Source organism: Gemella sp., from assembly GCF_057272915.1.
This window is the reverse complement of record NZ_DBHIUF010000006.1, coordinates 79,948-101,738: the sequence shown is the minus strand read 5'-3', so window position 1 is coordinate 101,738 and position 21,791 is coordinate 79,948. Positions and strand designations below refer to the sequence as shown.

23 protein-coding genes and 1 other annotated feature are annotated in these 21,791 nt (G+C 31.5%); of the genes, 18 read left to right on the top strand and 5 right to left on the bottom strand.

Features of this window, described 5'->3' with window-relative positions; all coding sequences use genetic code 11:
- Positions 1 to 178: 178 nt before the first annotated feature.
- The 3 genes from thrS to ACO6OL_RS04065 all read left to right on the top strand — a co-directional run bounded on the left by thrS (position 179) and on the right by ACO6OL_RS04065 (position 4,460).
- The gene (gene thrS / locus ACO6OL_RS04075) at positions 179 to 2,122 is read left to right on the top strand and encodes a threonine--tRNA ligase (protein WP_314161150.1); all 1,944 of its coding nucleotides are present in this window, start codon (positions 179 to 181) and stop codon (positions 2,120 to 2,122) included.
- Between the two features lie 209 nt (positions 2,123 to 2,331).
- Positions 2,332 to 2,916 (top strand): peptidylprolyl isomerase, encoded by a 585-nt coding sequence (locus tag ACO6OL_RS04070; RefSeq protein ID WP_314161151.1) that lies wholly within the window; start codon positions 2,332 to 2,334, stop codon positions 2,914 to 2,916.
- A gap of 263 nt (positions 2,917 to 3,179) precedes the next feature.
- On the top strand, positions 3,180 to 4,460 hold the full coding sequence (locus ACO6OL_RS04065; protein WP_060914076.1) for a solute carrier family 23 protein: 1,281 nt from the start codon (positions 3,180 to 3,182) through the stop codon (positions 4,458 to 4,460).
- A 132-nt stretch (positions 4,461 to 4,592) separates the two neighbouring features.
- Here ACO6OL_RS04065 and ACO6OL_RS04060 read toward each other — a convergent pair whose 3' ends face one another.
- Positions 4,593 to 5,810, bottom strand: coding sequence for an MFS transporter (locus ACO6OL_RS04060; RefSeq protein ID WP_485502220.1), 1,218 nt, complete (start codon positions 5,808 to 5,810; stop codon positions 4,593 to 4,595).
- A 74-nt stretch (positions 5,811 to 5,884) separates the two neighbouring features.
- The gene (locus tag ACO6OL_RS04055) at positions 5,885 to 6,319 is read right to left on the bottom strand and encodes an ArsR/SmtB family transcription factor (RefSeq protein WP_448905498.1); all 435 of its coding nucleotides are present in this window, start codon (positions 6,317 to 6,319) and stop codon (positions 5,885 to 5,887) included.
- Between the two features lie 202 nt (positions 6,320 to 6,521).
- On the opposite strand from ACO6OL_RS04055, the gene ACO6OL_RS04050 reads away from it, so the two are divergent.
- From ACO6OL_RS04050 to ACO6OL_RS03980, 15 genes are all read left to right on the top strand, one after another.
- The gene (locus ACO6OL_RS04050) at positions 6,522 to 7,406 is read left to right on the top strand and encodes a YidC/Oxa1 family membrane protein insertase (RefSeq protein WP_485491669.1); all 885 of its coding nucleotides are present in this window, start codon (positions 6,522 to 6,524) and stop codon (positions 7,404 to 7,406) included.
- Positions 7,407 to 7,670: 264 nt separating this feature from the next.
- Positions 7,671 to 7,742, top strand: a sequence feature (ribosomal protein L21 leader region).
- Between the two features lie 19 nt (positions 7,743 to 7,761).
- Positions 7,762 to 8,070, top strand: coding sequence for a 50S ribosomal protein L21 (rplU, locus tag ACO6OL_RS04045; RefSeq protein WP_003144981.1), 309 nt, complete (start codon positions 7,762 to 7,764; stop codon positions 8,068 to 8,070).
- A gap of 2 nt (positions 8,071 to 8,072) precedes the next feature.
- Positions 8,073 to 8,402, top strand: a complete 330-nt coding sequence (locus ACO6OL_RS04040; RefSeq protein WP_314160904.1) for a ribosomal-processing cysteine protease Prp — start codon at positions 8,073 to 8,075, stop codon at positions 8,400 to 8,402.
- A gap of 5 nt (positions 8,403 to 8,407) precedes the next feature.
- Positions 8,408 to 8,689, top strand: a complete 282-nt coding sequence (gene rpmA, locus ACO6OL_RS04035) for a 50S ribosomal protein L27 (RefSeq protein ID WP_003145565.1) — start codon at positions 8,408 to 8,410, stop codon at positions 8,687 to 8,689.
- A gap of 221 nt (positions 8,690 to 8,910) precedes the next feature.
- Positions 8,911 to 10,545, top strand: a complete 1,635-nt coding sequence (locus tag ACO6OL_RS04030) for a Na/Pi cotransporter family protein (RefSeq protein WP_485502219.1) — start codon at positions 8,911 to 8,913, stop codon at positions 10,543 to 10,545.
- A gap of 239 nt (positions 10,546 to 10,784) precedes the next feature.
- Entirely contained in the window at positions 10,785 to 12,872 is a 2,088-nt protein-coding gene (gene pnp, locus ACO6OL_RS04025; RefSeq protein WP_060914082.1) for a polyribonucleotide nucleotidyltransferase, read from the top strand.
- A 9-nt stretch (positions 12,873 to 12,881) separates the two neighbouring features.
- Positions 12,882 to 13,145, top strand: coding sequence for a DUF2129 domain-containing protein (locus ACO6OL_RS04020; RefSeq protein WP_314160268.1), 264 nt, complete (start codon positions 12,882 to 12,884; stop codon positions 13,143 to 13,145).
- Positions 13,146 to 13,242: 97 nt separating this feature from the next.
- A complete protein-coding gene (rsmD, locus tag ACO6OL_RS04015; RefSeq protein ID WP_485502218.1) occupies positions 13,243 to 13,797 on the top strand; it encodes a 16S rRNA (guanine(966)-N(2))-methyltransferase RsmD in 555 nt (184 codons plus the stop codon).
- 2 nt (positions 13,798 to 13,799) lie between these two features.
- Positions 13,800 to 14,291 carry a pantetheine-phosphate adenylyltransferase gene (gene coaD / locus ACO6OL_RS04010; protein WP_274459379.1) on the top strand — a complete coding sequence of 164 codons (492 nt, stop codon included), beginning with the start codon at positions 13,800 to 13,802 and terminating at the stop codon, positions 14,289 to 14,291.
- 2 nt (positions 14,292 to 14,293) lie between these two features.
- Positions 14,294 to 15,376 (top strand): undecaprenyldiphospho-muramoylpentapeptide beta-N-acetylglucosaminyltransferase, encoded by a 1,083-nt coding sequence (locus ACO6OL_RS04005; RefSeq protein ID WP_485502217.1) that lies wholly within the window; start codon positions 14,294 to 14,296, stop codon positions 15,374 to 15,376.
- Between the two features lies 1 nt (position 15,377).
- A complete protein-coding gene (locus tag ACO6OL_RS04000) occupies positions 15,378 to 15,980 on the top strand; it encodes a phosphatase PAP2 family protein (RefSeq protein ID WP_485502216.1) in 603 nt (200 codons plus the stop codon).
- On the top strand, positions 15,973 to 16,227 hold the full coding sequence (locus ACO6OL_RS03995) for a YhdT family protein (RefSeq protein WP_314160272.1): 255 nt from the start codon (positions 15,973 to 15,975) through the stop codon (positions 16,225 to 16,227). The genes ACO6OL_RS04000 and ACO6OL_RS03995 overlap by 8 nt, the downstream gene beginning before the upstream one ends.
- Complete coding sequence (gene panF / locus ACO6OL_RS03990; RefSeq protein ID WP_485502215.1) at positions 16,217 to 17,671, top strand: sodium/pantothenate symporter; 1,455 nt, start codon at positions 16,217 to 16,219, stop codon at positions 17,669 to 17,671. Before ACO6OL_RS03995 ends, panF begins: the two co-directional genes overlap by 11 nt.
- Before the next feature lie 45 nt (positions 17,672 to 17,716).
- Positions 17,717 to 17,893 (top strand): DUF6501 family protein, encoded by a 177-nt coding sequence (locus ACO6OL_RS03985; RefSeq protein WP_003146501.1) that lies wholly within the window; start codon positions 17,717 to 17,719, stop codon positions 17,891 to 17,893.
- 16 nt (positions 17,894 to 17,909) lie between these two features.
- Entirely contained in the window at positions 17,910 to 18,377 is a 468-nt protein-coding gene (locus tag ACO6OL_RS03980; protein WP_314160274.1) for a LysM peptidoglycan-binding domain-containing protein, read from the top strand.
- Between the two features lie 38 nt (positions 18,378 to 18,415).
- Here the strand turns inward: ACO6OL_RS03980 and ACO6OL_RS03975 are convergent, their stop codons facing one another.
- The 3 genes from ACO6OL_RS03975 to ACO6OL_RS03965 all read right to left on the bottom strand — a co-directional run bounded on the left by ACO6OL_RS03975 (position 18,416) and on the right by ACO6OL_RS03965 (position 21,774).
- Positions 18,416 to 19,627 (bottom strand): L-lactate MFS transporter, encoded by a 1,212-nt coding sequence (locus ACO6OL_RS03975; RefSeq protein ID WP_485502214.1) that lies wholly within the window; start codon positions 19,625 to 19,627, stop codon positions 18,416 to 18,418.
- A gap of 116 nt (positions 19,628 to 19,743) precedes the next feature.
- Positions 19,744 to 20,925 (bottom strand): aminotransferase class I/II-fold pyridoxal phosphate-dependent enzyme, encoded by a 1,182-nt coding sequence (locus tag ACO6OL_RS03970; protein ID WP_314160276.1) that lies wholly within the window; start codon positions 20,923 to 20,925, stop codon positions 19,744 to 19,746.
- A 21-nt stretch (positions 20,926 to 20,946) separates the two neighbouring features.
- On the bottom strand, positions 20,947 to 21,774 hold the full coding sequence (locus ACO6OL_RS03965; RefSeq protein WP_314396645.1) for a MetQ/NlpA family ABC transporter substrate-binding protein: 828 nt from the start codon (positions 21,772 to 21,774) through the stop codon (positions 20,947 to 20,949).
- Positions 21,775 to 21,791: the final 17 nt, after the last annotated feature.

Here is a 21,791-nt window from a genome sequence, read left to right as displayed (position 1 = left end):
CTAGCTAATAGTATTAACATAGTTAGTGAGCTTTATTCACAAAAGAGGAAGTAAATTTACTTCGAATTTGGGTGGTACCACGAAAAGATTCGTCCCTTCTTTAGTTTCGGCTAGAGAAGGGATTTTTTAATTTTTGAGTAAGTTAGACTAAGTATATAAAAAAGAAGGAGACCTTAATATGGCTAAATTAGTTTTTCCAGATGGAAATGTAAGAGAATATGATAATAAAACACCATTAGAAATCGCTGAGAGTATTAGTGTAAGTCTTAAGAAAAAAGTGATTTCTGCAAAATTAGATGAGGATTATATCGAAGTTAACAAACCAATAACAAAAGATGGTCACTTAAAACTTATCGTTGCAGATGATGAAGATAAAGACAGTTTATATGTATTACGTCACACTTGTGCACACGTATTAGCGCAAGCATTAAGAAGATTATATGGTAAAGATGTACACTTCGGTGTTGGTCCAGCTATCGATGGTGGATTCTACTATGATTTTGACGCTGAATATAAAGTGACAGAAGAAGACTTTAAAGCAATCGAAAAAGAAGTTAAGAAAATTATTAGCGAAAATCATGCAATTGAAGGTCGCGAAGTAAGTAAAGAAGAAGCTTTAGAAATCTTTAAAGAAGATCCTTATAAAGTAGAATTAATTAACGATCTTCCAGCTGATGAAGTTATCACAGTTTACACACAAGGAGATTTCACTGATCTTTGTCGTGGTGGACACGTAAGTGCAACTTCAAAAATTAAAGAATTCAAATTATTATCTGTAGCTGGTGCATATTGGAGAGGTAATAGTGATAATAAAATGTTACAACGTATCTACGGAACAGCTTATTTCACTAAAGAACATTTAGAACAACACTTAGTACGTCTACAAGAAGCACGTGAACGTGATCACAGAAAATTAGGTAAAGAATTAGGAATCTTCACAACAAGTCAAAAAGTTGGAGCAGGATTACCATTGTGGTTACCAAATGGAGCTACAATCCGTCGTACTATTGAAAGATATATCGTTGATAAAGAAGTAGAATTAGGATATGACCACGTGTATACTCCAATTATGGGATCTAAAGATTTATATATTACAAGTGGGCACTGGGAGCACTATCAAGAAGACATGTTCCCACCAATGGAGATGGACCACGAAACAATGGTTCTTCGTCCAATGAACTGTCCTCACCACATGATGGTTTATAAAAATGAACGTCACTCATACCGTGAACTTCCAATCCGTATCGCAGAGCTTGGAATGATGCACCGTTATGAAGCAAGTGGAGCAGTAAGTGGATTACAACGTGTTCGTGGTATGACTCTAAACGATGCTCACATTTTCGTACGTCCAGATCAGCTTAAAGATGAATTTAAACTTACTGTAGGACTTATTGAAGAAGCATATAAAGACTTAGGTATTAAAAACTTCAGTTACCGTCTATCATACAGAGATCCAGAAAACACTGAGAAATACTTCGATGATGATGCAATGTGGAATAACGCTCAACAAATGTTAAAAGAAACTGCTGATGAGTTAGGATTAGACTATGTTGAAGCTGAAGGAGAAGCAGCATTCTACGGACCGAAACTTGACGTACAAGTAGAAACAGCAATCGGAAAACAAGAAACATTATCTACAATTCAATTAGACTTCTTACTACCAGAGAGATTCGAATTAGAATATATTGGTGAAGATGGAAAAGCTCACCGTCCAGTAGTTATCCACCGTGGTATTGTATCAACAATGGAAAGAATGGTTGCCTTCTTATTAGAAGAGTACAAAGGAGATTTACCAACATGGTTATCACCAAACCAAGTACGTATTATCCCAGTAAACAATGATTACCACTATGATTATTCTAAAGAAATCATGCAAGAACTTAAAAAAGCTGGTGTTAAAGTAGCTATCGATGATAGAGATGAAAAACTAGGATATAAAATCCGTGAAGCTGCAAGCAAAAAAATTCCATATACTTTAGTAATTGGAGATAAAGAAGTAGAAAACAGAAATGTCAACGTTAGAACATTTGGTTCACACGATCAAAAAGAAGAAAGCTTTGCTGAATTCAAAGAAAATATCTTAAGAGAAATCAACGAAAGATTAATCGAGAAAAACGCATAGTAAAATAAATAGGGAGTGACTCAAAAATCGTGATTTCGGAGAAACAAGATTTTGTCGAGTCCCCCCCGCACAGTTTATTAGATATCTAAAAAGCTTTTATAAAGCGATTTTAGATATCAATAAACCACTGCGTCTATGTTTTTTCGTATGAACTTTATAAAATTTTAGAATTTTTGGGTAAGCTCATAATCATAATAAGGAGATATATAATGTTAACTCAATTAACAAAAAATGTAAAAAAAGGTCAAGTTAGAGTAAAAATTAAAACTACTCACGGAGATATGACTTTCAAACTATTTGAAAAAGATATTCCAAAAGCAGTAGAGAACTTTTTAACTCATGCAAAAAATGGATACTATAAAGGTATTATTTTCCACCGTGTAATTAAAGACTTTATGATTCAAGGTGGAGACCCAACTGGTACAGGTATGGGGGGAGAATCAATCTGGGGACGTAGTTTCGAAGATGAATTCTCAATGGATTACTTCCACTTCTACGGTGCGTTAAGTATGGCGAATGCTGGACCAAACACAAATGGAAGTCAATTCTTTATTGTTCAAAATTCTCACGTAGATGCTAGAACTTTACAAGCACTTGAACAAGGTGGTTGGCCACAAGAAGCTGTTGAAGGTTATGCTAAACTAGGGGGGACTCCTCACTTAGACCACCGTCATACAGTTTTTGGACACTTAATCGCTGGTGCGAAAACTCTTGAAAAAATTGCAGCAGTAAAAACTGGAGCTCAAGATAAACCAGTTGAAGAAGTTGTAATTCTTGATGTAGAGGTTAAATAATTATAAAACGCAAGGTTAATAGATTTAATCTTGCGTTTTATAATTTTTTGAAGAAATAATCATTATATAATTTTAGAATTTAGATTTGAAAGATTGTGGTAATTTAGGAAACAGAAGAGAATTTTTGTATTATAATGAAATATTATTAATTATTTTAAAAAATTTCAGGTGAAGCTTTTAAAAAAATAGAAAAAAACACTTTCAAATTGACTATTCATGTGATATAATTATGAAAGTTTGAATATAAAAAAAGGAGAAGAAGAATGGCAGAAAAAACAAGAGTAAAACCAATTCTAGATGTTCATGAAAAGCCTAACTTAGCTCTATGGGTAACGTTAAGCTTACAACACTTATTCGCAATGTTTGGAGCGACGGTGTTAGTACCGATTTTAACAGGATTACCAGCAAGTACTGCTTTAACGACATCAGGTATTGGAACACTTACGTATTTATTAATAACTAGAGGTAAAATTCCTGCGTATTTAGGATCTTCATTTGCCTTCATTAATCCGATTATTGTGCTTTCAACTACTCATAGTGTTGAAACAGCAATGCTTGGTGCATTTTTAGCCAGTTTAGTTTATGGGGTTGTAGCAATGTTAATTTACAAATTCGGTGTAAATTGGTTACTTAAACTTTTACCACCAGTTGTAGTTGGACCTATTATCATTGTTATTGGACTTGGAATTGCTCCTACAGCAATTAGTATGGCGATGTACAAAACAGTAGATGGAGCTAAAGTTTATGATTTAAAATACTTCTTAGTAGCTCTTATAACATTAGCAGCAACAATCTTCTGTTGTGTTGCTTTAAGAGGATTTGCTAAACAAATTCCAGTACTATTAGGAATTGTATTTGGATATATCGTTGCTGTAATTGCAGGATTAGTTGATTTCCAACCAGTTATTGATGCTCCTTGGTTTAGCTTACCGAAGTTCACTATTCCATTTGTAACATATGCACCAGAGTGGAATGTTGCAGCATTAGCAATGGTACCTATTGCTATAGTAACTATTAATGAACACATCGGTCACCAAATGGTATTATCTGAAGTGGTAGGAAGAAACTTCTTAAAAGATCCAGGACTACACCGTTCGATTTTAGCTGATGGAACAGCGATGATGTTTGCATCACTTTTAGGTGGACCACCAAGTACAACATATGGTGAAAACATTGGGGTTCTTGCTATTACACGTATCTTCTCTGTATTCGTATTAGGAGGAGCAGCTGTATTCGCACTTATCTTAAGTTTTGTAGGTAAGTTCTCAGCTCTAATCTCTACGATTCCATCACCAGTTATGGGTGGTGTATCTATCTTACTATTCGGTATAATCGCATCAAGTGGACTAAGAATGTTAGTAGATGAAAAAGTAGACTTAAGTATCAACAGAAACTTAGTAATTTCATCAGTAATCATTGTTTTAGGTGTTGGTGGAGCAATGCTAAAATTCGAAAGCATTAACTTCGAACTTCCAGCAATGGCTCTTGCAGCTATCAGTGGTGTGTTATTAAATGCATTCTTACCAAAAGAAGATAAAAAATAGAAATTAATTAAATAGTCAGTAACTTGTATTAATAAGTTACTGACTATTTTTTGTATAAAACAATATTTTAAATTAACATGTAGATTATATTTATAATAGTAAAGTATATTTCTAAGTAGAAATTATGATATTTTAATCTCTTATTTCTAGCAATTTTGAAAAACTAGGTAAATTCCTAATATTTTTATTGAATAACCAAAATAGAAAAATACTAAAAATTAATAAAGAAGTAATAATTATAATAGTTTTAATACTGTATTTTATACTTAATACTCCTGCTAATAGAGCTCCTAGCGGGCTAAATGCTACAGATAAACCAATCATAGTGGACATAGCGACATCTAATTTATCTTTACTTATGATGCATTGAATCATTGTTTGAGAATATGTGTTTAAAATCCCAATCAATATCCAGCCAAAAAGAAATAATGAAAAATTGATAATTTTGTTTGTAATAGAATTATTGTTAAGTATGCTAAGTGCTCCCCAAGAAAGACCGATGCCTAGTGTAAATGTAGTGTATAAAACGCTCAATCTTATATTTTTTAATATTTGGCTGTTAGAAAGAAAGGCTCCTATTAGGATACCAAGACCAGATGCACTAAGTAAAATTCCATAAAAATAACTAGTTTCTGAATACTCAGGAAGTAGTGTTAGTAACGAACTGGTAGAAAAATTAATTATTATAATTCCAATTAATAATGGTTTTAATAATGGTGTATTCCAAATTTTTATACCGCTACTTAATTTTGTAAAGTAATTTTCTTGTACAGTATTAGTATTTTTAGATAAATCATTTGATAGGAATATGAATATAGTGCTATTAATAAAAAATGTAATGCTATTTATGATGAACGCATATATTGTCCCAAAAGCTGTTATAATAAATCCGCCTATTGAATTAAAGAGTGCATCACTACCTTGATAAGCTATAGAAAATAATGAATTTGCTTTTACTAAATCTTCTTGTTTAACTATTTTTGGAAGTAAGGCAAGTTGAACAGGGTAAACAACTTGATTAATAAAACTAATACAAACGATAAAAATTATTAGCATAGTAATCTGTAGCTTATTTACGTAGATTAGATAAGTAATAGCGAGTAATATTATAGCTTGAAATAACTGTGAAATAATTAAAAACCTCTTCACATTAAATTTACTGATTAGCGGCGAGATAAATATTTGCAATATAGCGGTAAATGAGATTAAAAATAAAGTAATACCACTATAAAAGGTAGATTTAGTCAAGGTATAAATTAAAGTTAGAGTAGCTATTGAATATATGCTATCACCGAAATTAGTGATTAATCTACCGAATAGTAAAATTGAAAAGTTTTTATTTTTAAACATAGAGTCCACATCCTTTTTGTAAAATTTTTAAACGATAAAAAATATTTGACTGTTGATATATTATTTTACAGCTCTTAATGAGCTGTTGAAATAATACTAATACTAACACTATTTTTATTATCTGAGGAGAATTTCTTTTCTAGTTTTTTAACTTCATTCCAGAAATCTTCCATGTCTTCTTTATTTATGTTAAAATTAACTGAAGTATTGTTAAATAAGTCGTTGAAGATACTAGGTGAAGGTACAAATGCCTGTGCAGTCGGTAAATAATATTTTTGGATTATACCATTTATTGTATCTGTATCAACCACTTCGATAAAATTATTTTCCTCTAGAATATTAAGATGATAGTGTATTTTAGTTCTATTAATTTTTAATAGTTTAGCAAGTTCTTTTGAGTTTTTCTTTTCTGTACCGAGTGTTGTAAGAATACTTATTCTTAGAGGATCAGAAATGACCTTTAGTTTCTCGATATCTGTTATATATTGTATATCTTTAATGATAATCATCCCTTTCTTATTAATATTATATAACTAATATATTAGACTGTCAATTAATTTTGAACGTTATAATTATATTTTCGAAATATTAAATTTAGTAAAGTTAGTCAACAATAGTTTGACTAGCTCTTTTATATTTGATATAATTTACTAGGTATATTAGTTAGTAAGAACTTACTAAAACTACAAGAAGAAATAAAATTTAAGGAGAATGAAATTGAAAAAACTATCAGCAATTTTATTAGGTTTGCTTGGAGTAGTTACACTATCTGGATGTTCAGCAGACGATAGATCTGGAACATTTTATGAAACATTCGTAAAACCGATGGATATATTCTTAGCAAAAATTCATGAATATACTGGAAGTTGGGGTTGGTCAATTGTAATTATAACACTAATCATTAGATTATTAGTACTTCCATTGATGCTACACAACTATAAAGTACAAAATAAAGCAAGAAAAGGGCAAGAATTAGCTCGTCCAGAATTAGAAGTTGTACAGAAAAAACAACAAGCTGCGAAAGAAAAAGAAGCAAGAGCAATCTCTAATGAAGAAAAAATGCAAGCACGTAGTGAACTTATGGAACTACAAAGAGAACAGATGGCTATCATGAAAAAATATGGTGCAATGCCTATAAGTTTAGGTGGTTGCTTACCGATTCTTATTCCTTGGCCGTTCTTAATGGCGATATTCTACACGCTAACAAATCCATTATATTCAGCAGGGATTGTTGATTCAACGTTCCTAGGAGTGTTTAGTCTTGGAACACGTTCATATATATTACCAATAATAGCATTTGTAGTTTATGCTATTCAAACAAAATTAACTATGAAAATGATGCCGCAACCTACACAACCAGGTCAAGAACAAATGCAGCAAATGATGCAATGGCTATCACCGGTAATGATTGCAGTTTTTTCATTCATAGTAGCTGGAGCGGTAGCTGTGTATTATATCGTTGGGGGATTATTCATGATATTCCAAACATACCTAGGACACGCATTATACCCACCATATAAACCAGAAAAACAAAAGAAACAAGCTTTTGATCCAGAAAAAGTTACATTAGTTTCCAACAAGAAAAAACGTAAATAGTTGAATAAATGGTTTTGCGCCAATTAAAAAAGTTTATATGAATACTCATAGACGCAGTAGTTTATTGATATCTAAATTCGCTTTATAAAAGCTCTTTAGATATCTAATAAACTATGCGGGGGTGACTCTAAAAAATCGCATTTCTATGGCATCGCGATTTTAGAGTCACTCCCATTTTTTTCAAAAAAAAGTAAGAAAAGTTATCAATATAGTTGACGTTAAGGTATATATGTGTTAGAATTGTATTGTTGTGTAGCTCCTAAATAGCTACTACAACCGCACGTATAAGGTAAACAAGTGAGAAATCCACCTTATATGGCGAGTCTTAGTAAAAAATATTTAAGGAGGTGCAGATATGTACGCAGTAATTAAAACAGGTGGGAAACAACTACGTGTTGAAGAAGGACAAACAATCTTAGTTGAGAAGTTAGCAGCTGAAGTGGATTCTACAGTTACTTTTGACGAAGTAGTATTAGTAGGTGGAGAAACTACAAAAGTTGGTGCTCCTTTAGTAGCTGGTGCGACAGTAACAGCTAAAGTAGTTGCTCAAGGTAAAGGTAAAAAAATCACAGTATTTAAATACAAACCTAAAAAGAACAATCACCGTAAATTAGGTCATCGTCAACCTTTCACTAAATTAGTAGTTGAAAAAATTAACGCTTAATTATGATTAAGGTGGAAATCGTAAAAGAAGTTGAAGTTATTAGACAAGTAACAGTTGATGGACATGCTGACTATGCTGAACATGGTTCTGATATAGTTTGTGCAGGTGTTTCTGCTGTTGTATTCGGTTTAATAAATGCAGTAGATGAACTAGATGAAGATGTACAGTTTGACATTTCGTCTAACGAAGATGTGACTGGACATTTAACATATAGATCGTTAAAATCTACAGATAAAGAGCAACTTCTACTAAATGCAATGCTAGTTGCATTAAAAACAATTGAAGAAAATTATTCAGATTATATAACTATTGAAGTAAGAGAGGTGAAATAGACATGATGTTACAATTAAATTTACAATTCTTCGCATCTAAAAAAGGGGTAGGTTCTACTAAAAACGGACGTGACTCTGAATCAAAACGTTTAGGTGCTAAAAGAGCTGATGGTCAGTACGTAACTGCAGGTTCTATCTTATACAGACAACGTGGAACAAAAATTTGGCCAGGAACTAACGTAGGAAAAGGTGGAGATGATACACTATTCTCACTAGTTGACGGAGTTGTACGTTTCGAAAGATACGGACGTAGCCGTAAAAAAGTTTCTGTTTATCCACAAGCTTAATAAGCATAATAAAAAGAGGTATTTACTTTATGTGGATGCCTTTTTTATTTTGTTAAAATATTAGTGTTTTATAGTTAAAGTATAAAGTAATTAAAGTAAATATTTGTAATAATATTTTAATATTTCTTGTTTCAGATTTTGGTTGTACTTTTAAAATTTATATGGTAAAATTTACTTGTGTGTTATATGATACACGCAACATATACTAGGAGGACAAAAAAGTGTCAGCACTTTGGCAAGAAATTTTATTTTCTTTTTTAGGAGGTCTTGGATTATTCCTATTCAGTATTAAATACATGGGAGACGGACTTCAATTAATAGCCGGGGAGAAAATGCGATATGTTTTAGATAAATATACATCTAAACCACTTATGGCTGTCTTAGCCGGAATTATAGTTACGATACTTATTCAGTCAAGTACAGGAACAATCGTAATTACTATAAGTTTAGTAGGAGCTGGATTATTAAAAACGAAACAAGCAATTGCTATCGTTATGGGTTCTAATATCGGAACAACATTAACTTCATTCATTATTGGTTTTAATATTTCTAAATATGCACTTCCTTTGATATTCTTAGGAGCAGCGTTTTTATTCTTTACTCGTGCTAAAATAGTAAATAATATCGGACGTGTAATATTTGGTTTCGGTGGAATTTTCTACGCTTTAAAAATGATGTCTACAGCTATGGGACCGATGAGAGATATGTCGTGGTTCCAGAACGTATTAGCGCATATTAATGATAGTGCGGTAGTAGGGGTAGGAGTAGGTACATTTTTAACGGTACTTATTCAATCTTCAGCAGCAACTATAGCTATTTTACAAAACTTGTATGCAGATGGTGCTTTAAGTTTACAAGGGGCATTACCAGTATTATTTGGAGACAATATCGGAACAGCGATTACAACAGCTGCATTAGCTATGGTAGGTAGTAATATTGCAGCAAAACGTGTAGCTGCCTCTCACGTATTATTTAATGTTATTGGTACGATAATCTGCTTAATAGCATTAGTTCCTTATGGAGCATTCATTCAATTTTTAGAAACAACGCTAGGTTTAGAACCGAAAATGACTATTGCATCAGCACATGGTACATTTAATATTTTAAATACATTCCTTCAATTTCCATTTATTAGTCTATTAGTGGTTATTGTAACAAAAATTATTCCAGGTGAAGATGAGCAAATTAAATATAGTGCACAATATCTTGATAAATCACTTATTGCAAGTGCACCTGCAGTTGCACTAGGTCAAGTTCAAAAAGAATTTGTAGAGATGCTAATTTTATCTAAGAAAAGTTTACGAAACTCTGTAGAGTACTTTATGAATCGTGATGAACAATTACGAGAAAAAGGGGAAACTTACGAAGATGCAATAAATAATTTTGATGAACAAATGACAGATTACTTAACTCTGTTATTCAGAGAAAAATTAAGTCCTAAAGAAGGGTTAATAGCTTCAACATTACTAGATGGTACTCGTGATGTTGAAAGAATTGGGGATCACGCTAGAGATATAGTATTATCAGTAGATTACCAAATTAGAAAAAAATTGAAATTTTCGGATACGGCAAAAGCAGAAGTACAGGAAATGTATGATCTTTGTAATGATGTAATTTTAAAAACTATAAAATCGTTAGAGGAGAACAACATAGCTTTGGCGGGGGCAGCATTAGCAGCCTGCGAAAATATTTATGCACTTGAAAAAAATGCACGTAAAAATCATACTCAACGTATGAAAGATGGAATTTGTGAGATTCCGGCTGGCGTAGTGTATATGGATCTCATTCAGCATTTTACGCGTGTATGCGAACACACTAGAAATATTCTAGAAAAAGAGATACAAGGTAATTTATAATTATGTCAAATAAACAAAAAATATATATTATATTATTTGTTATTATGTTGTTAATAATATTAGTTTTATATAAATTATATCAATTACAATTAGTTTAGAAATTAATAAACGAAAATATAGAGAAATCAAAGTTATTTCTACTATGTTTTCGTTTTTTTTCTTTGTAAATACTAGTATTCGTGATATAATAAGGTAGTCGATTTATATAAAGTTTAAGAAAATATTGAAAGGAAATAAACATGTTTCAAGATAAAAAAGTTTATACAACACAATGGGCTGGAAAAACATTAACAGTTGAACTAGGTGAAATGGCTCGCCAAGCTAACGCAGCAGTAGTAGTAAAATACGGAGATACTGTTGTATTAACGACAGCTGTTGCTTCAAAAGAAGCAAAAGATGTTGATTTCTTCCCATTAACAGTTAACTATGAAGAAAAAATGTATGCAGTAGGGAAAATTCCAGGAGGATTTTTACGTAGAGAAGGTCGTCCAGGAACAGAAGCGACTCTTGCTGCACGTTTAATCGATAGACCGATTAGACCATTATTTGAAGATGGATTTAGAAACGAAGTACAAGTTATTTCAACTGTATTATCAGTAGAGTATGATTGTGATCCAGTAATGGCAGCAATGCTAGGAAGTTCACTTTCACTATCAGTATCAAATATTCCATTTAAAGGACCTATCGCTGGAGTGACAGTTGGATATGTAGATGGAGAATATGTAATTAATCCAACGGTTGAGCAAATGGAACGTTCTACAGTTGATTTAAAAGTAGCTGGAACAAGTGATGCTATTAATATGGTTGAAGCAGGAGCTAAAGAAGTATCTGAAGAGATTATGTTAAATGCTATAATGTTTGGGCATGAAGAAATCAAACGTTTAATCGAGTTCCAACAACAAATCGTTAACGAAATTGGGCAAGAAAAAATGGCTGTTGAGTTAAAAGTTATTGATGAGACTATTTACAATGAAGTACTATCAATGGCATTAGCTCAAATGAAAGAAGCAATTGCTATTAAAGATAAACAAGCACGTGACGAAGCTATTTCTGCTGTTAAAGAAAAAGTTCTTGAAGTATTCGAAGAACGTGCAACAGCCGAAGATGAGTTAGATATCGTTAAAGAAGCAAAATTATCATTAGATAAAATCGTAAAAGATGAGGTTCGTCGTGAAATCACTGAAGATAAAGTTAGACCTGATGGACGTGCATTAACAGAAATTAGACCTTTAGCATCTAGAGTGGATGTATTACCTAGAACACACGGTTCTGCATTATTTACTCGTGGACAAACTCAATCTTTAGGTGTTGTAACATTAGGTAACTTATCAGATGAACAAATCATTGATGATTTAACTCAAGAAGAAAATAAGAGATTTATGTTACACTATAATTTTCCAGCATTCTCAGTTGGTGAAGTAGGATTCAGTCGTGCTCCAGGACGTCGTGAAATTGGTCACGGTGCTTTAGGAGAACGTGCATTAGCTCAAGTTATCCCTTCTAAAGAAGATTTCCCATATACGATTCGTATCGTATCAGAAATCTTAGAATCTAACGGTTCAAGTTCTCAAGCTACAATCTGCTCTGGATCTATGGCTCTTATGGCAGCTGGGGTTCCGATTAAAGCTCAGGTAGCTGGTATTGCAATGGGATTAGTTAAGAAAGATGAGCACTACACAATTTTAACTGATATTCAAGGTATGGAAGACCACCTTGGAGATATGGACTTTAAAGTAGCTGGTACTGCTGACGGGATTACTGCGCTTCAAATGGACATCAAAATTGATGGTTTAAGTGAGCAAATCTTAAAAGAATCACTAGAACAAGCGCGTGTAGGTAGATTACAAATTCTAGATCACATGAACAGCATTATCGCTGAACCTCGCCAAGAAGTTTCTACATTTGCACCGAAAATTAAAATTATTAAAATTAAACCTGAAAAAATTAAAGATGTTATTGGTTCAGGTGGTAAAGTTATCAATGAAATCATTGAAAAAACTGGTGTTAAAATTGATATCGAACAAAATGGTGATGTATTTATTTCTTCACCTGAAATTGAAGGAATTAATAAAGCAATTGAAATTATCGAAAATATTACTCGTGAAGCAGAAGTTGGTGAAATCTATCTAGCTGAAGTTAAACGTATTGAAAAATTCGGTGCTTTCGTTGAATTATTCCCAGGAGTTGATGCTCTAGTTCACATTTCTAAATTAGCTGAAGAAAGAGTAAATAAAGTTGAAGATGTTGTAAAAGTTGGAGATACTCTGAAAGTTAAAGTAATTAAAATTGATGAGAAAGGTCGAGTAGACGCAGCAGCTCATTTCTAGGAGAAATTTATGGAGTTATTTGAAAAAGAAAGACGTGGAATATATGTCTATTTTAAAAGTTTTAAAGACTTAAATAAATTAGAAAAATATGGGAACTTTATTTCTTATTCTAAAAGAGGAAGATATGCCTGTATATATGTTGATGAAAACAGATTAGCTAGCATAGTAGAAGAACTTAAGAAAAAGAAATTCGTAAAAAAAGTAGAATTATCAGGAATGTCCGACTTACATTTAAGTTTTGAACATTTAGATAAAGATTTACAAACAAAATAAAAATATTAAAATAAGGGGGAAGCTAAAGCTATATTCTCCCTTATTTTAAAGATATCATTAATAAATACAGTATATTAGATATTTATTGCGAGGAAACATGAGAGTTATAGCAGGAAAATACAGATCTATAAAATTAAATGCTGTTGAAGGAATGAATACAAGACCGACAACGGATAAAATTAAAGAAAATTTATTCAATATGATAGATTGCTATGATTGTAAAGTATTAGACCTTTTTGGTGGGACAGGAGGCTTGGGAATAGAAGCGTTAAGTCGTGGAGCGAAGCACACAACTTTTATAGATGGAAGTAATAATGCAATAAAAGTCATTAAAAGTAATATTGAAAAATGTAGAATAGATGCTACAGATTATTCTTTATATAGAAATGATTTCAAACGAGCATTGAAAATTTTCGGAAAAAAAGAAGAGAAATTTGATATTATATTTCTAGATCCACCGTACGATAAAGGTTTAATAGATGAAGCATTACAGTGTATTTTAGATAATAATCTATGTAATGATGAGGCGTTAGTAATTTGTGAAAAGAGCAATACAGAAGAAATCACTATTACTGATGTAAAACTTGAAGTTATAAAAGAAAAACAGTATGGAATAACAGATATAGTAATCTTTGAATATATGGAGAAATAAAAATGAAACGAAAAATAGCGATTGTACCAGGTAGTTTTGATCCTATTACTTATGGACATATAGATATTATAAAACGAAGTTCAGAGTTATTTGATGAGATTATAGTAGCTATCTTGGTAAATCCTGATAAGAAATATTTATTTTCACTTGATGAAAGAGTGGAGATGATTGAAGAAACAATAAAAGATATTCCAAATGTTAGAGTGGATGCATTCTCAGGATTATTAGTAAACTATGCAAAGAAGGTTGGTTCAAGTGTCATAGTTAGAGGTCTAAGAGCCGTATCTGACTTTGAATATGAGATGCAATTAACATTTATGAACAAAGCTTTGGATGAAGGTATTGAGACATTTTATATGATGGCTAATAAACAATATTCATTTATTAGTTCTAGTATTGTTAAAGGTGTTTCAGGTTTTGGAGCGGATTTATCTAAGTTTGTTCCTAAAAATGTAGAAGAGCGTTTGGAAAAAAAGATGAAAGAGAGAGGATAAAGGTGAAAAAAATCCTATTTACTGGAGGCGGTTCGGCAGGTCATGTATCTGTAAATGTGGCTTTGATTCCAGAATTCAAGAAAAATGGATATGAGATTTCTTATATTGGGAGCAAAACCGGTATAGAAAATGAGATGATAGGAAAGATTCCAGAAGTAAAATATTACAAAATAAGTTCAGGTAAATTAAGAAGATATTTTTCTTGGGAAAATTTTATAGATCCATTCAAAGTAATGAAAGGAATTGTAGATTCTTTATTAATATTAAAAAAAGAGAAACCAAATTTTGTTTTTTCAAAAGGTGGATTTGTTAGTGTTCCGGTTTGTGTGGCAGCTAAGTTACTAAGAATTCCAGTAGTCTTACATGAATCAGATCTTACACCAGGACTTGCTAATAAAATTAATATTAAGTTCTGCAATCATATCTTTACAACTTTTGAAGATACGCAGAGTTTTTTACCGAAAGGTAAGGCTAGTTTAATTGGTGCTATTGTAAGAGATGATATTTATACAGGGGATAGGCAAAAAGCTTATGAATTAACAGGGTTTAATGAAGATAAACCTGTGTTATTAGTAATGGGTGGATCTTTAGGATCAAAAATTTTAAATGATTATATTTGGGATAATATTGATAATCTTACTGAAAAATATCAAATTGTTCACCTAGTTGGAAAAGGACTATTAAATAATAATATAGATAAAGTAGGGTATAAACAATTTGAATTTCTTTCAAAAGAATTGTTTGATGTACTAAAAATTACAGATTTTGTTATTTCAAGAGCAGGTGCAAATTCAATATATGAGTTTTTAGCGTTGGAATTACCTCCGATTCTTGTTCCACTTGGAACTAATCAAAGCAGAGGAGATCAAATTGAAAATGCTAGATTCTTTGAAAAAAATGGATTTGCAAAAGTAGTTGTAGAAGAGGACTTCGCAACACTTCCTATTTCTCAAATTGATGAATTTTATAATAATTTAGAAGATTATAAACATTCTATGCAAGTTTATAAAAATGAAAAACATGTAATAAACGACGTAAATGATTTTTATAGCAAGATTTTGGATAAAGTAGGAGGTGAAAAATAGGATGAAGAAATTAAGCGTACTTACGTATGTGAAGATATTAGTTTTCATAGCGTTAGCAGTTGTAGCGATAAAATTTCCAAATAATGACTTTGATAGAATAATTGCTGATTTACTTGAAATAAAAGCTTTGGGGCAAATAGCTAAAATAATATCACTTGTTTTTAATGATAAGTTATTATTATTAATAATGATTTTATTAACAGGATTTTTAGTTTGGATAAAAGAGCTTAAGAAAGCTGTATTTATATTCTTTAGTGCAGGTTTCGGAGGATTCTTCTTATCAGCATTTAAGTACAGTATTCAAAGAGTTAGACCATTACCAGAACTTCATGATGGTTTTAGTTTCCCTAGTGGTCACTCTACTTTTGTAGCATTATTTTTCTTAGCATTAATTTTTGTAATTAATAAAAAAGAAATACTAACTGTAATTGCTACCTTTGCAATTATTGCAGTGCCAATTTCAAGAATGATTCTAGGTGCGCACTTTATTAGTGACGTAACAGCGGGATTATTACTTGGAAGTATCATAGTTGATTTTATGAAAGTTTATTATGAAAATATCTATAATATATTAATGAGGTTATTAGGAAAGACAAATGAATAAATTAAAAAATAAAGAGGGGATAGTTGCACTTTGCTTAGCAATTGTACATTTTGCTCTATGGTATTACTTTGCTTATATTAAGTTTGATGTAAATAATGTAAAATCATATAAGTATGTGTTAGGACTTCCCGAATGGTTTTTCTATAGTTCTATAGTAGTTAGTGTTCTGATAATAATCTTAGTTATTGTCTTAACAAATCTTTTACTAAATGATGAGATAAAAGAGGAGGAAAATAATGACAAGTAATTTAGATTATAGAATATTAATTCTCTTTGTAACTATATTTTTAGGAATAATACTATTACCATTATTTATGAATCGTATTAGTAAAACAGAACAGAACGGTGGTTTCTTTGAAAAGTATTATTTAGCAGATAGAAAGGTAAGTGGTATTGTCTTAGCGATAACATTAATGTCTACTTATGGCTCTGCTTCTACATTTTTAGGAGGACCCGGTGTTGCTTATAAACTTGGTTATGGTTGGGTGTTACTTGCTGTAATTCAAGTGGTAACTGGCTATTTTGTACTGTTAGTTTTAGCTAAAAAGTTTAAAACAGCTGCACAAAAAATAAATGCAATAACAATAAGTGATTATTTAAAAAATAGATATGAATCTAAAGTAGTAGCTTTCATATCAACACTTGCTATGATTGTATTTTTAATTGCTGCGATGAGTGCCCAGTGGGTAGGTGGAGCTAAGTTATTAGCAGCCTTCATGGGAATTGAGTATAAGACTGGTATTGTTCTTATCTCAGTAATTATTATATTCTGTGTAGTATTTGGTGGATTAAAAAATATACTAATAACTGATATGATTCAGGGACTAATAATGATTTTCTCTACAATAATTTTATTATTTGCTGTAATTAATTATGGTGGAGGTATTGATCAGATTACAGCCAACTTGGTTAATATAAATGAAAAAATACTAACTCCGTTTGGGGCAAATGGTAGCTTAACACCAAGTTATGTTAGTTCATTTTGGGTATTAGTCGGAGTAGGGGTTATTGGTATTCCACAAATTGCTATTAACTCGATGTTATATAAAAATAAACGAAGCTTAAAACAGTCTATTATTGTCGGATCAATTGTTATCTTTATAGTAATGTTTGGAGTTCATTTAATAGGAGTTATGGCAAGAGGAGTATTCCCAGATATCAAAGACTATGATTCGGTTATTCCGATAATAACTTTAAAAGTACTTCCTTGGTATTTAGCAGCATTAGTTCTTGCAGCACCAATGGCAGCAATCATAACTACAGTAAATGCTCAATTCTTATTAATTTCATCTGCATTAATAAAGGATTTACTATTTAATAATAAATCCATTAAAGAAAAAATTACAGGTAAGAAAGTTCCTATCTTTGTATATGGTGTTAATATTCTTGTGATTTTATTGATAATGTTACTAAGTATGAGACCACCTAGTCTAATAGTAAATGTTAATCTATTTGCATTTGGAGGATTAGAAGCAACTTTCCTATGGCCGATTTTATTAGGATTATACTGGAACAAAGCTGAAAAATACGGAGCACTTAGTTCTATAGTTTTAGGATTAGTAAGTTATATACTTATAAAAACTGTGTATGTAATTAAATTTATAGAACCAGTAGTGATTTCGTTATCAATATCTCTAGTAGCTTTTGTAATAGTTTCATTATTAATGAGTAAAAAACAATTGAAAAAATAGTTATATTGTAATAAAATAAAAAATAAAGAGTAAGGAGGAATAAAAATGTCGAAAAAAGTTATAGTTAAACATACAGATGCTGAGAAATTCACTGTTAGTAATATGCTAACTGTGGGCAAAGAATATGAAGTAGTGAATGAAACAGAAGAATATGTATTTGTAGTAGATAACAGTGGAAAAGTAGGCGGATACTACCACGATTATTTTGAAGAAGTAAAATAATTCAAGGGGTAAAATGATGAAAAAAAATACTATAAAGAATACAGTTCTAGTTGGATTATTTATAATACTAGCACCACTTATTTTAGTAGGAGTTACTGCTTTAGGGAATTCTCTTGGAGGAAAGGCAAAAGATAAGGTTGTTCAGACAACAGAACAAACTGCGAAGGTTCCAGAAGAGACAAAAGCAGAAACTAATAAAGATATACCAAAAGCTAATGATTCAAAAGTAACTGAAGAAAATACTAATAAAAAAGAAACGACAGCTAGCGAATCAGAAAAGGGTGAATCAACAGGAGTAGTTAGTGCAACCCCTGTTGTAGGTCAAGATTATATTATAAAATCTGGAGATACGTTATTCACTATTGCTTCAAAGGCGTATGGAGAAGTTAATTCTCAAAGTGGTGTAGAAAAAATTAAAGAGGCTAATAATATTAGTAATAATAATATTGCAGCTGGACAAAAAATTCAAATACCGAAATTATAAAAAAGAAATCATCTCATTAGTGGAGATGACTTCTTTTTTTATTTTAATTTACGTTTTGTGTATATTGAGTAGATAACGCTAATAACAAAGCCAATAAGAACTAGTGAAATTGCTACATAAAATGCCTCTGTGAAATCTCCATTATTTTTAGCGGCTATTCCAGCAGCGTATTTAGGTGCAAAAAATGCAGCGGTAGAAAATCCTATAAAGACAATTCCATAGTTAACTCCCTGATTAATAGGTCCAAATGTTTTCATAACTAATGGAGCAAAAACTCCCATAATTCCACCAAAACATAGACCAAGGAGAACAAGACCGACTGTCAGACCAACGGTAGTTCTAATGTTAACTAGAGTTAATAATGAAATAGCAATTACCGAATATATTGCAATAAGAGTCTTCTCATGTCCTATTTTATCTGAAACAACGCCCCATACAACACGTCCGAAGGTATTTGAAAGAGCGTAAATACTAACAAAAGTTGCAGCAACTGAAGCAGTTAGTCCGAACATAGTTTGGCTTATTACTGATGCGTTTGATGCTACCATAAGTCCAGAGAATGCTCCAATAGCAAACATTGAAATAATAAAGTAAAATGATAAACTCATTAACATTTGTTTCCAATTTTTATTAGCAGCCTCTTGTTTAATTTCTGCAACAGGTTGAATCCAACCTTCAGGTTGATAATTCGCAGGAGCAACTTTTATGAAGAATAGAGCTATTATAATAATTACTAAGTATGCACTACCTAAGTAGATAAATGCATTATGAACGCCATAATTAGCTATAAGATTATGAGCGATTGGAGCAGCGATAACACTAGCACCACCCATTGCTCCCGTTATTAAACCAGCAGCTAATCCCCTTTTATCTGGAAAGAATCTAAGCGCATTACTTATAATTCCAGAGTAAGCAAATGCTTGTCCAACTCCAGATAATACACCATAGCTAAAATATAACATCCCTTTTGTAGTTGCAAATCCAGTAAGTATGAATCCAACAGCAAATAAGATTCCCCCTAAAATAATAGAGATATTTGCTTTTCCTTTATCAGTAATAAAACCTCCAAGAATAGTAGGGATAGGAGCAATAGCTGCGTTAATAGTAAATGCTAGCATTACATCGGGCATACTCCATCCTTTCGATACACTTAGAGGCTTTGCAAAAACACTAAAAGAATATAGCGAACCTGCACATAGTAAAATTGCCATTGAGGCGATTAAGACAGTCCATCTTGTATTTTTGTTCATTTAATCATCCTTTCGAAATAATCTGTTTATGTAAAGTAATATGTTAACATTAAAAATTCGGCTAATCAATAGATTAGTCGAATTTTTATGAATATATAATAAAGATTTTAATAAAATTAGCTATTATTTAAATCATTATTTAGCAATTCTAATTTTTCTATTAAAATATCAATTTGCTCATCTGAGAGACTTAAGCTTAGTCTAATATAATTTTCACCACCGTGACCGAATACATGTCCAGGCATAGTAACAATTCTATATTTTTTTAATAATAATTCAAAGAAACTTTGGCTATCATATCCGTCTTTAACTTTTAACCAGATGAAAATTCCACCTTCAGGTTTAAAATAGGAATATCCTAGTTCATCAAGTTTTGCAGTAATTTTATCTATTCTTTTTGTATAAGTTTCTTTTATATGACTAGTCAAGTGTTTGTGATTTTTTAATGCTGTAATTACTACATCTTGAACGGCACCATAAATATTTGCATGGAATATTGTATTATATTCTTTTAGACCACGAATTATTTCTTTATTACCTACTGCAAAACCGATTCTTAGACCTGAAATTGAAAAATTCTTAGAAAACGAGAAAAATTCAACTCCTACTTCTTTAGCTCCAGTAGTTTGCATAAATGCAGGAGAGTAGCCATCTTTATAGTAAAAGTCTGAATATGCATGATCTTGAAGTACCACTATATTATGTTCTCTCGCCCAACTTACAGTTTCCTCATAAAATTCTTTTGTAGCAACAGCTCCAATAGGGTTTGAAGGATAGTTTAGAAATATAAGTTTAGCGTCTTTAACTGATTTTTCAGGAATGTCAGAGTAGTCTACTAAATAATTGTTTTCTTGTTTTAATTCTATCTCTTCATATTTTGCTTGAGCTAAAGCAATTCCTTGAATGTAGTCAGGATAACTTGGTACTGGTAATAATACAGTATCATTTGGATTAAGAAGTACCGAAGGAATACTAGATAGTCCAGATTTAGTACCAAATACTAAAGCAATTTCATCTTTAGGATCTGCGTCTATATTATAGTTTTCTTTAAGCCAATGTGAAATTTCATTAAGTAATGTTGCTTTTCCATCAAATGCTCCATATCTCATGTTTTCAGGTTTTCTTATAGCTATTTCTAATTCTTTAAGTAAAAGTTCAGGGGTATCAGAGTCTGGAACTCCGATACCCGCATTTAATAATGGATTACCGCTTGAACTTTCCTCAGAGATTAATTTGAAAATAGGATAGAATACATTTTCAGGAATATTTTTAATTGTATTTGATAATTCAATTTTCATAATTAATCACTTCCTTGTTAATTATTTTCCAGGTTTGTCAAATCCTTTGAAATCTTTGTTGATGATTTCATCAAATTCTTTAGATTGAACGATTTCTACTAAATCTTTAGCAAATTGTTTGTCTTTGTTTGCTGTAGTTACTACAACGTTGTTACGGTTGTTTTCGTTCATTTTTTCTAAGATTAATGCTTTTGTTAAATCGAATTTAGCAGCAAGTGCGAAGTTACCAGGGACTGCAGCAAGTGTAGTACTGCTTAATGATCTAGCAAGTTGTCCAGCTTCTAATTCTGTAAATTTAAGTTTTTTAGGATTTTCTACTACATCGTTTTTAGTGATTTTTAGTACATCAGTATTAGGTTTGATTTTGATTAAATCAGCAGCAGCTAATAATGCATAAGCACGAGCAGCGTTTGAAGGGTCGTTTGGAAGAGTTACTTCAGCACCTTCTGGTAAATCTTTAAGATCTTTAACTTTATCAGAATATAATCCCATTGGAGCAGTTGGAACAGGAGCAAGAGCTGTTAAGTCCATTCCATTTTGTTCAGCAAATTTTTTCATGTAAATTTTGTGTTGGAACAAGTTTGCATCTAATTCACCGCTGTTTAACGCTTTGTTAGGTTGGATGTAATCTGAGAATTCAGTAACTTTAACTGTGTATCCTTTTTTCTCAAGAAGTGGTTTAAGTGCTTTGTTAACCATATCAGCATAAGGACCAGATGTTGCACCGATTTTTACTTCTTTTTTCTCTCCACCGTTATTATTGTTTGAGCTTGTAGCTCCACAAGCAGCTAATGTAATAGCTAAAAATGCTGTAAAAACAACTGTTAATATTTTTTTTAGTTTATTCATAAATATAAATCTCCTTT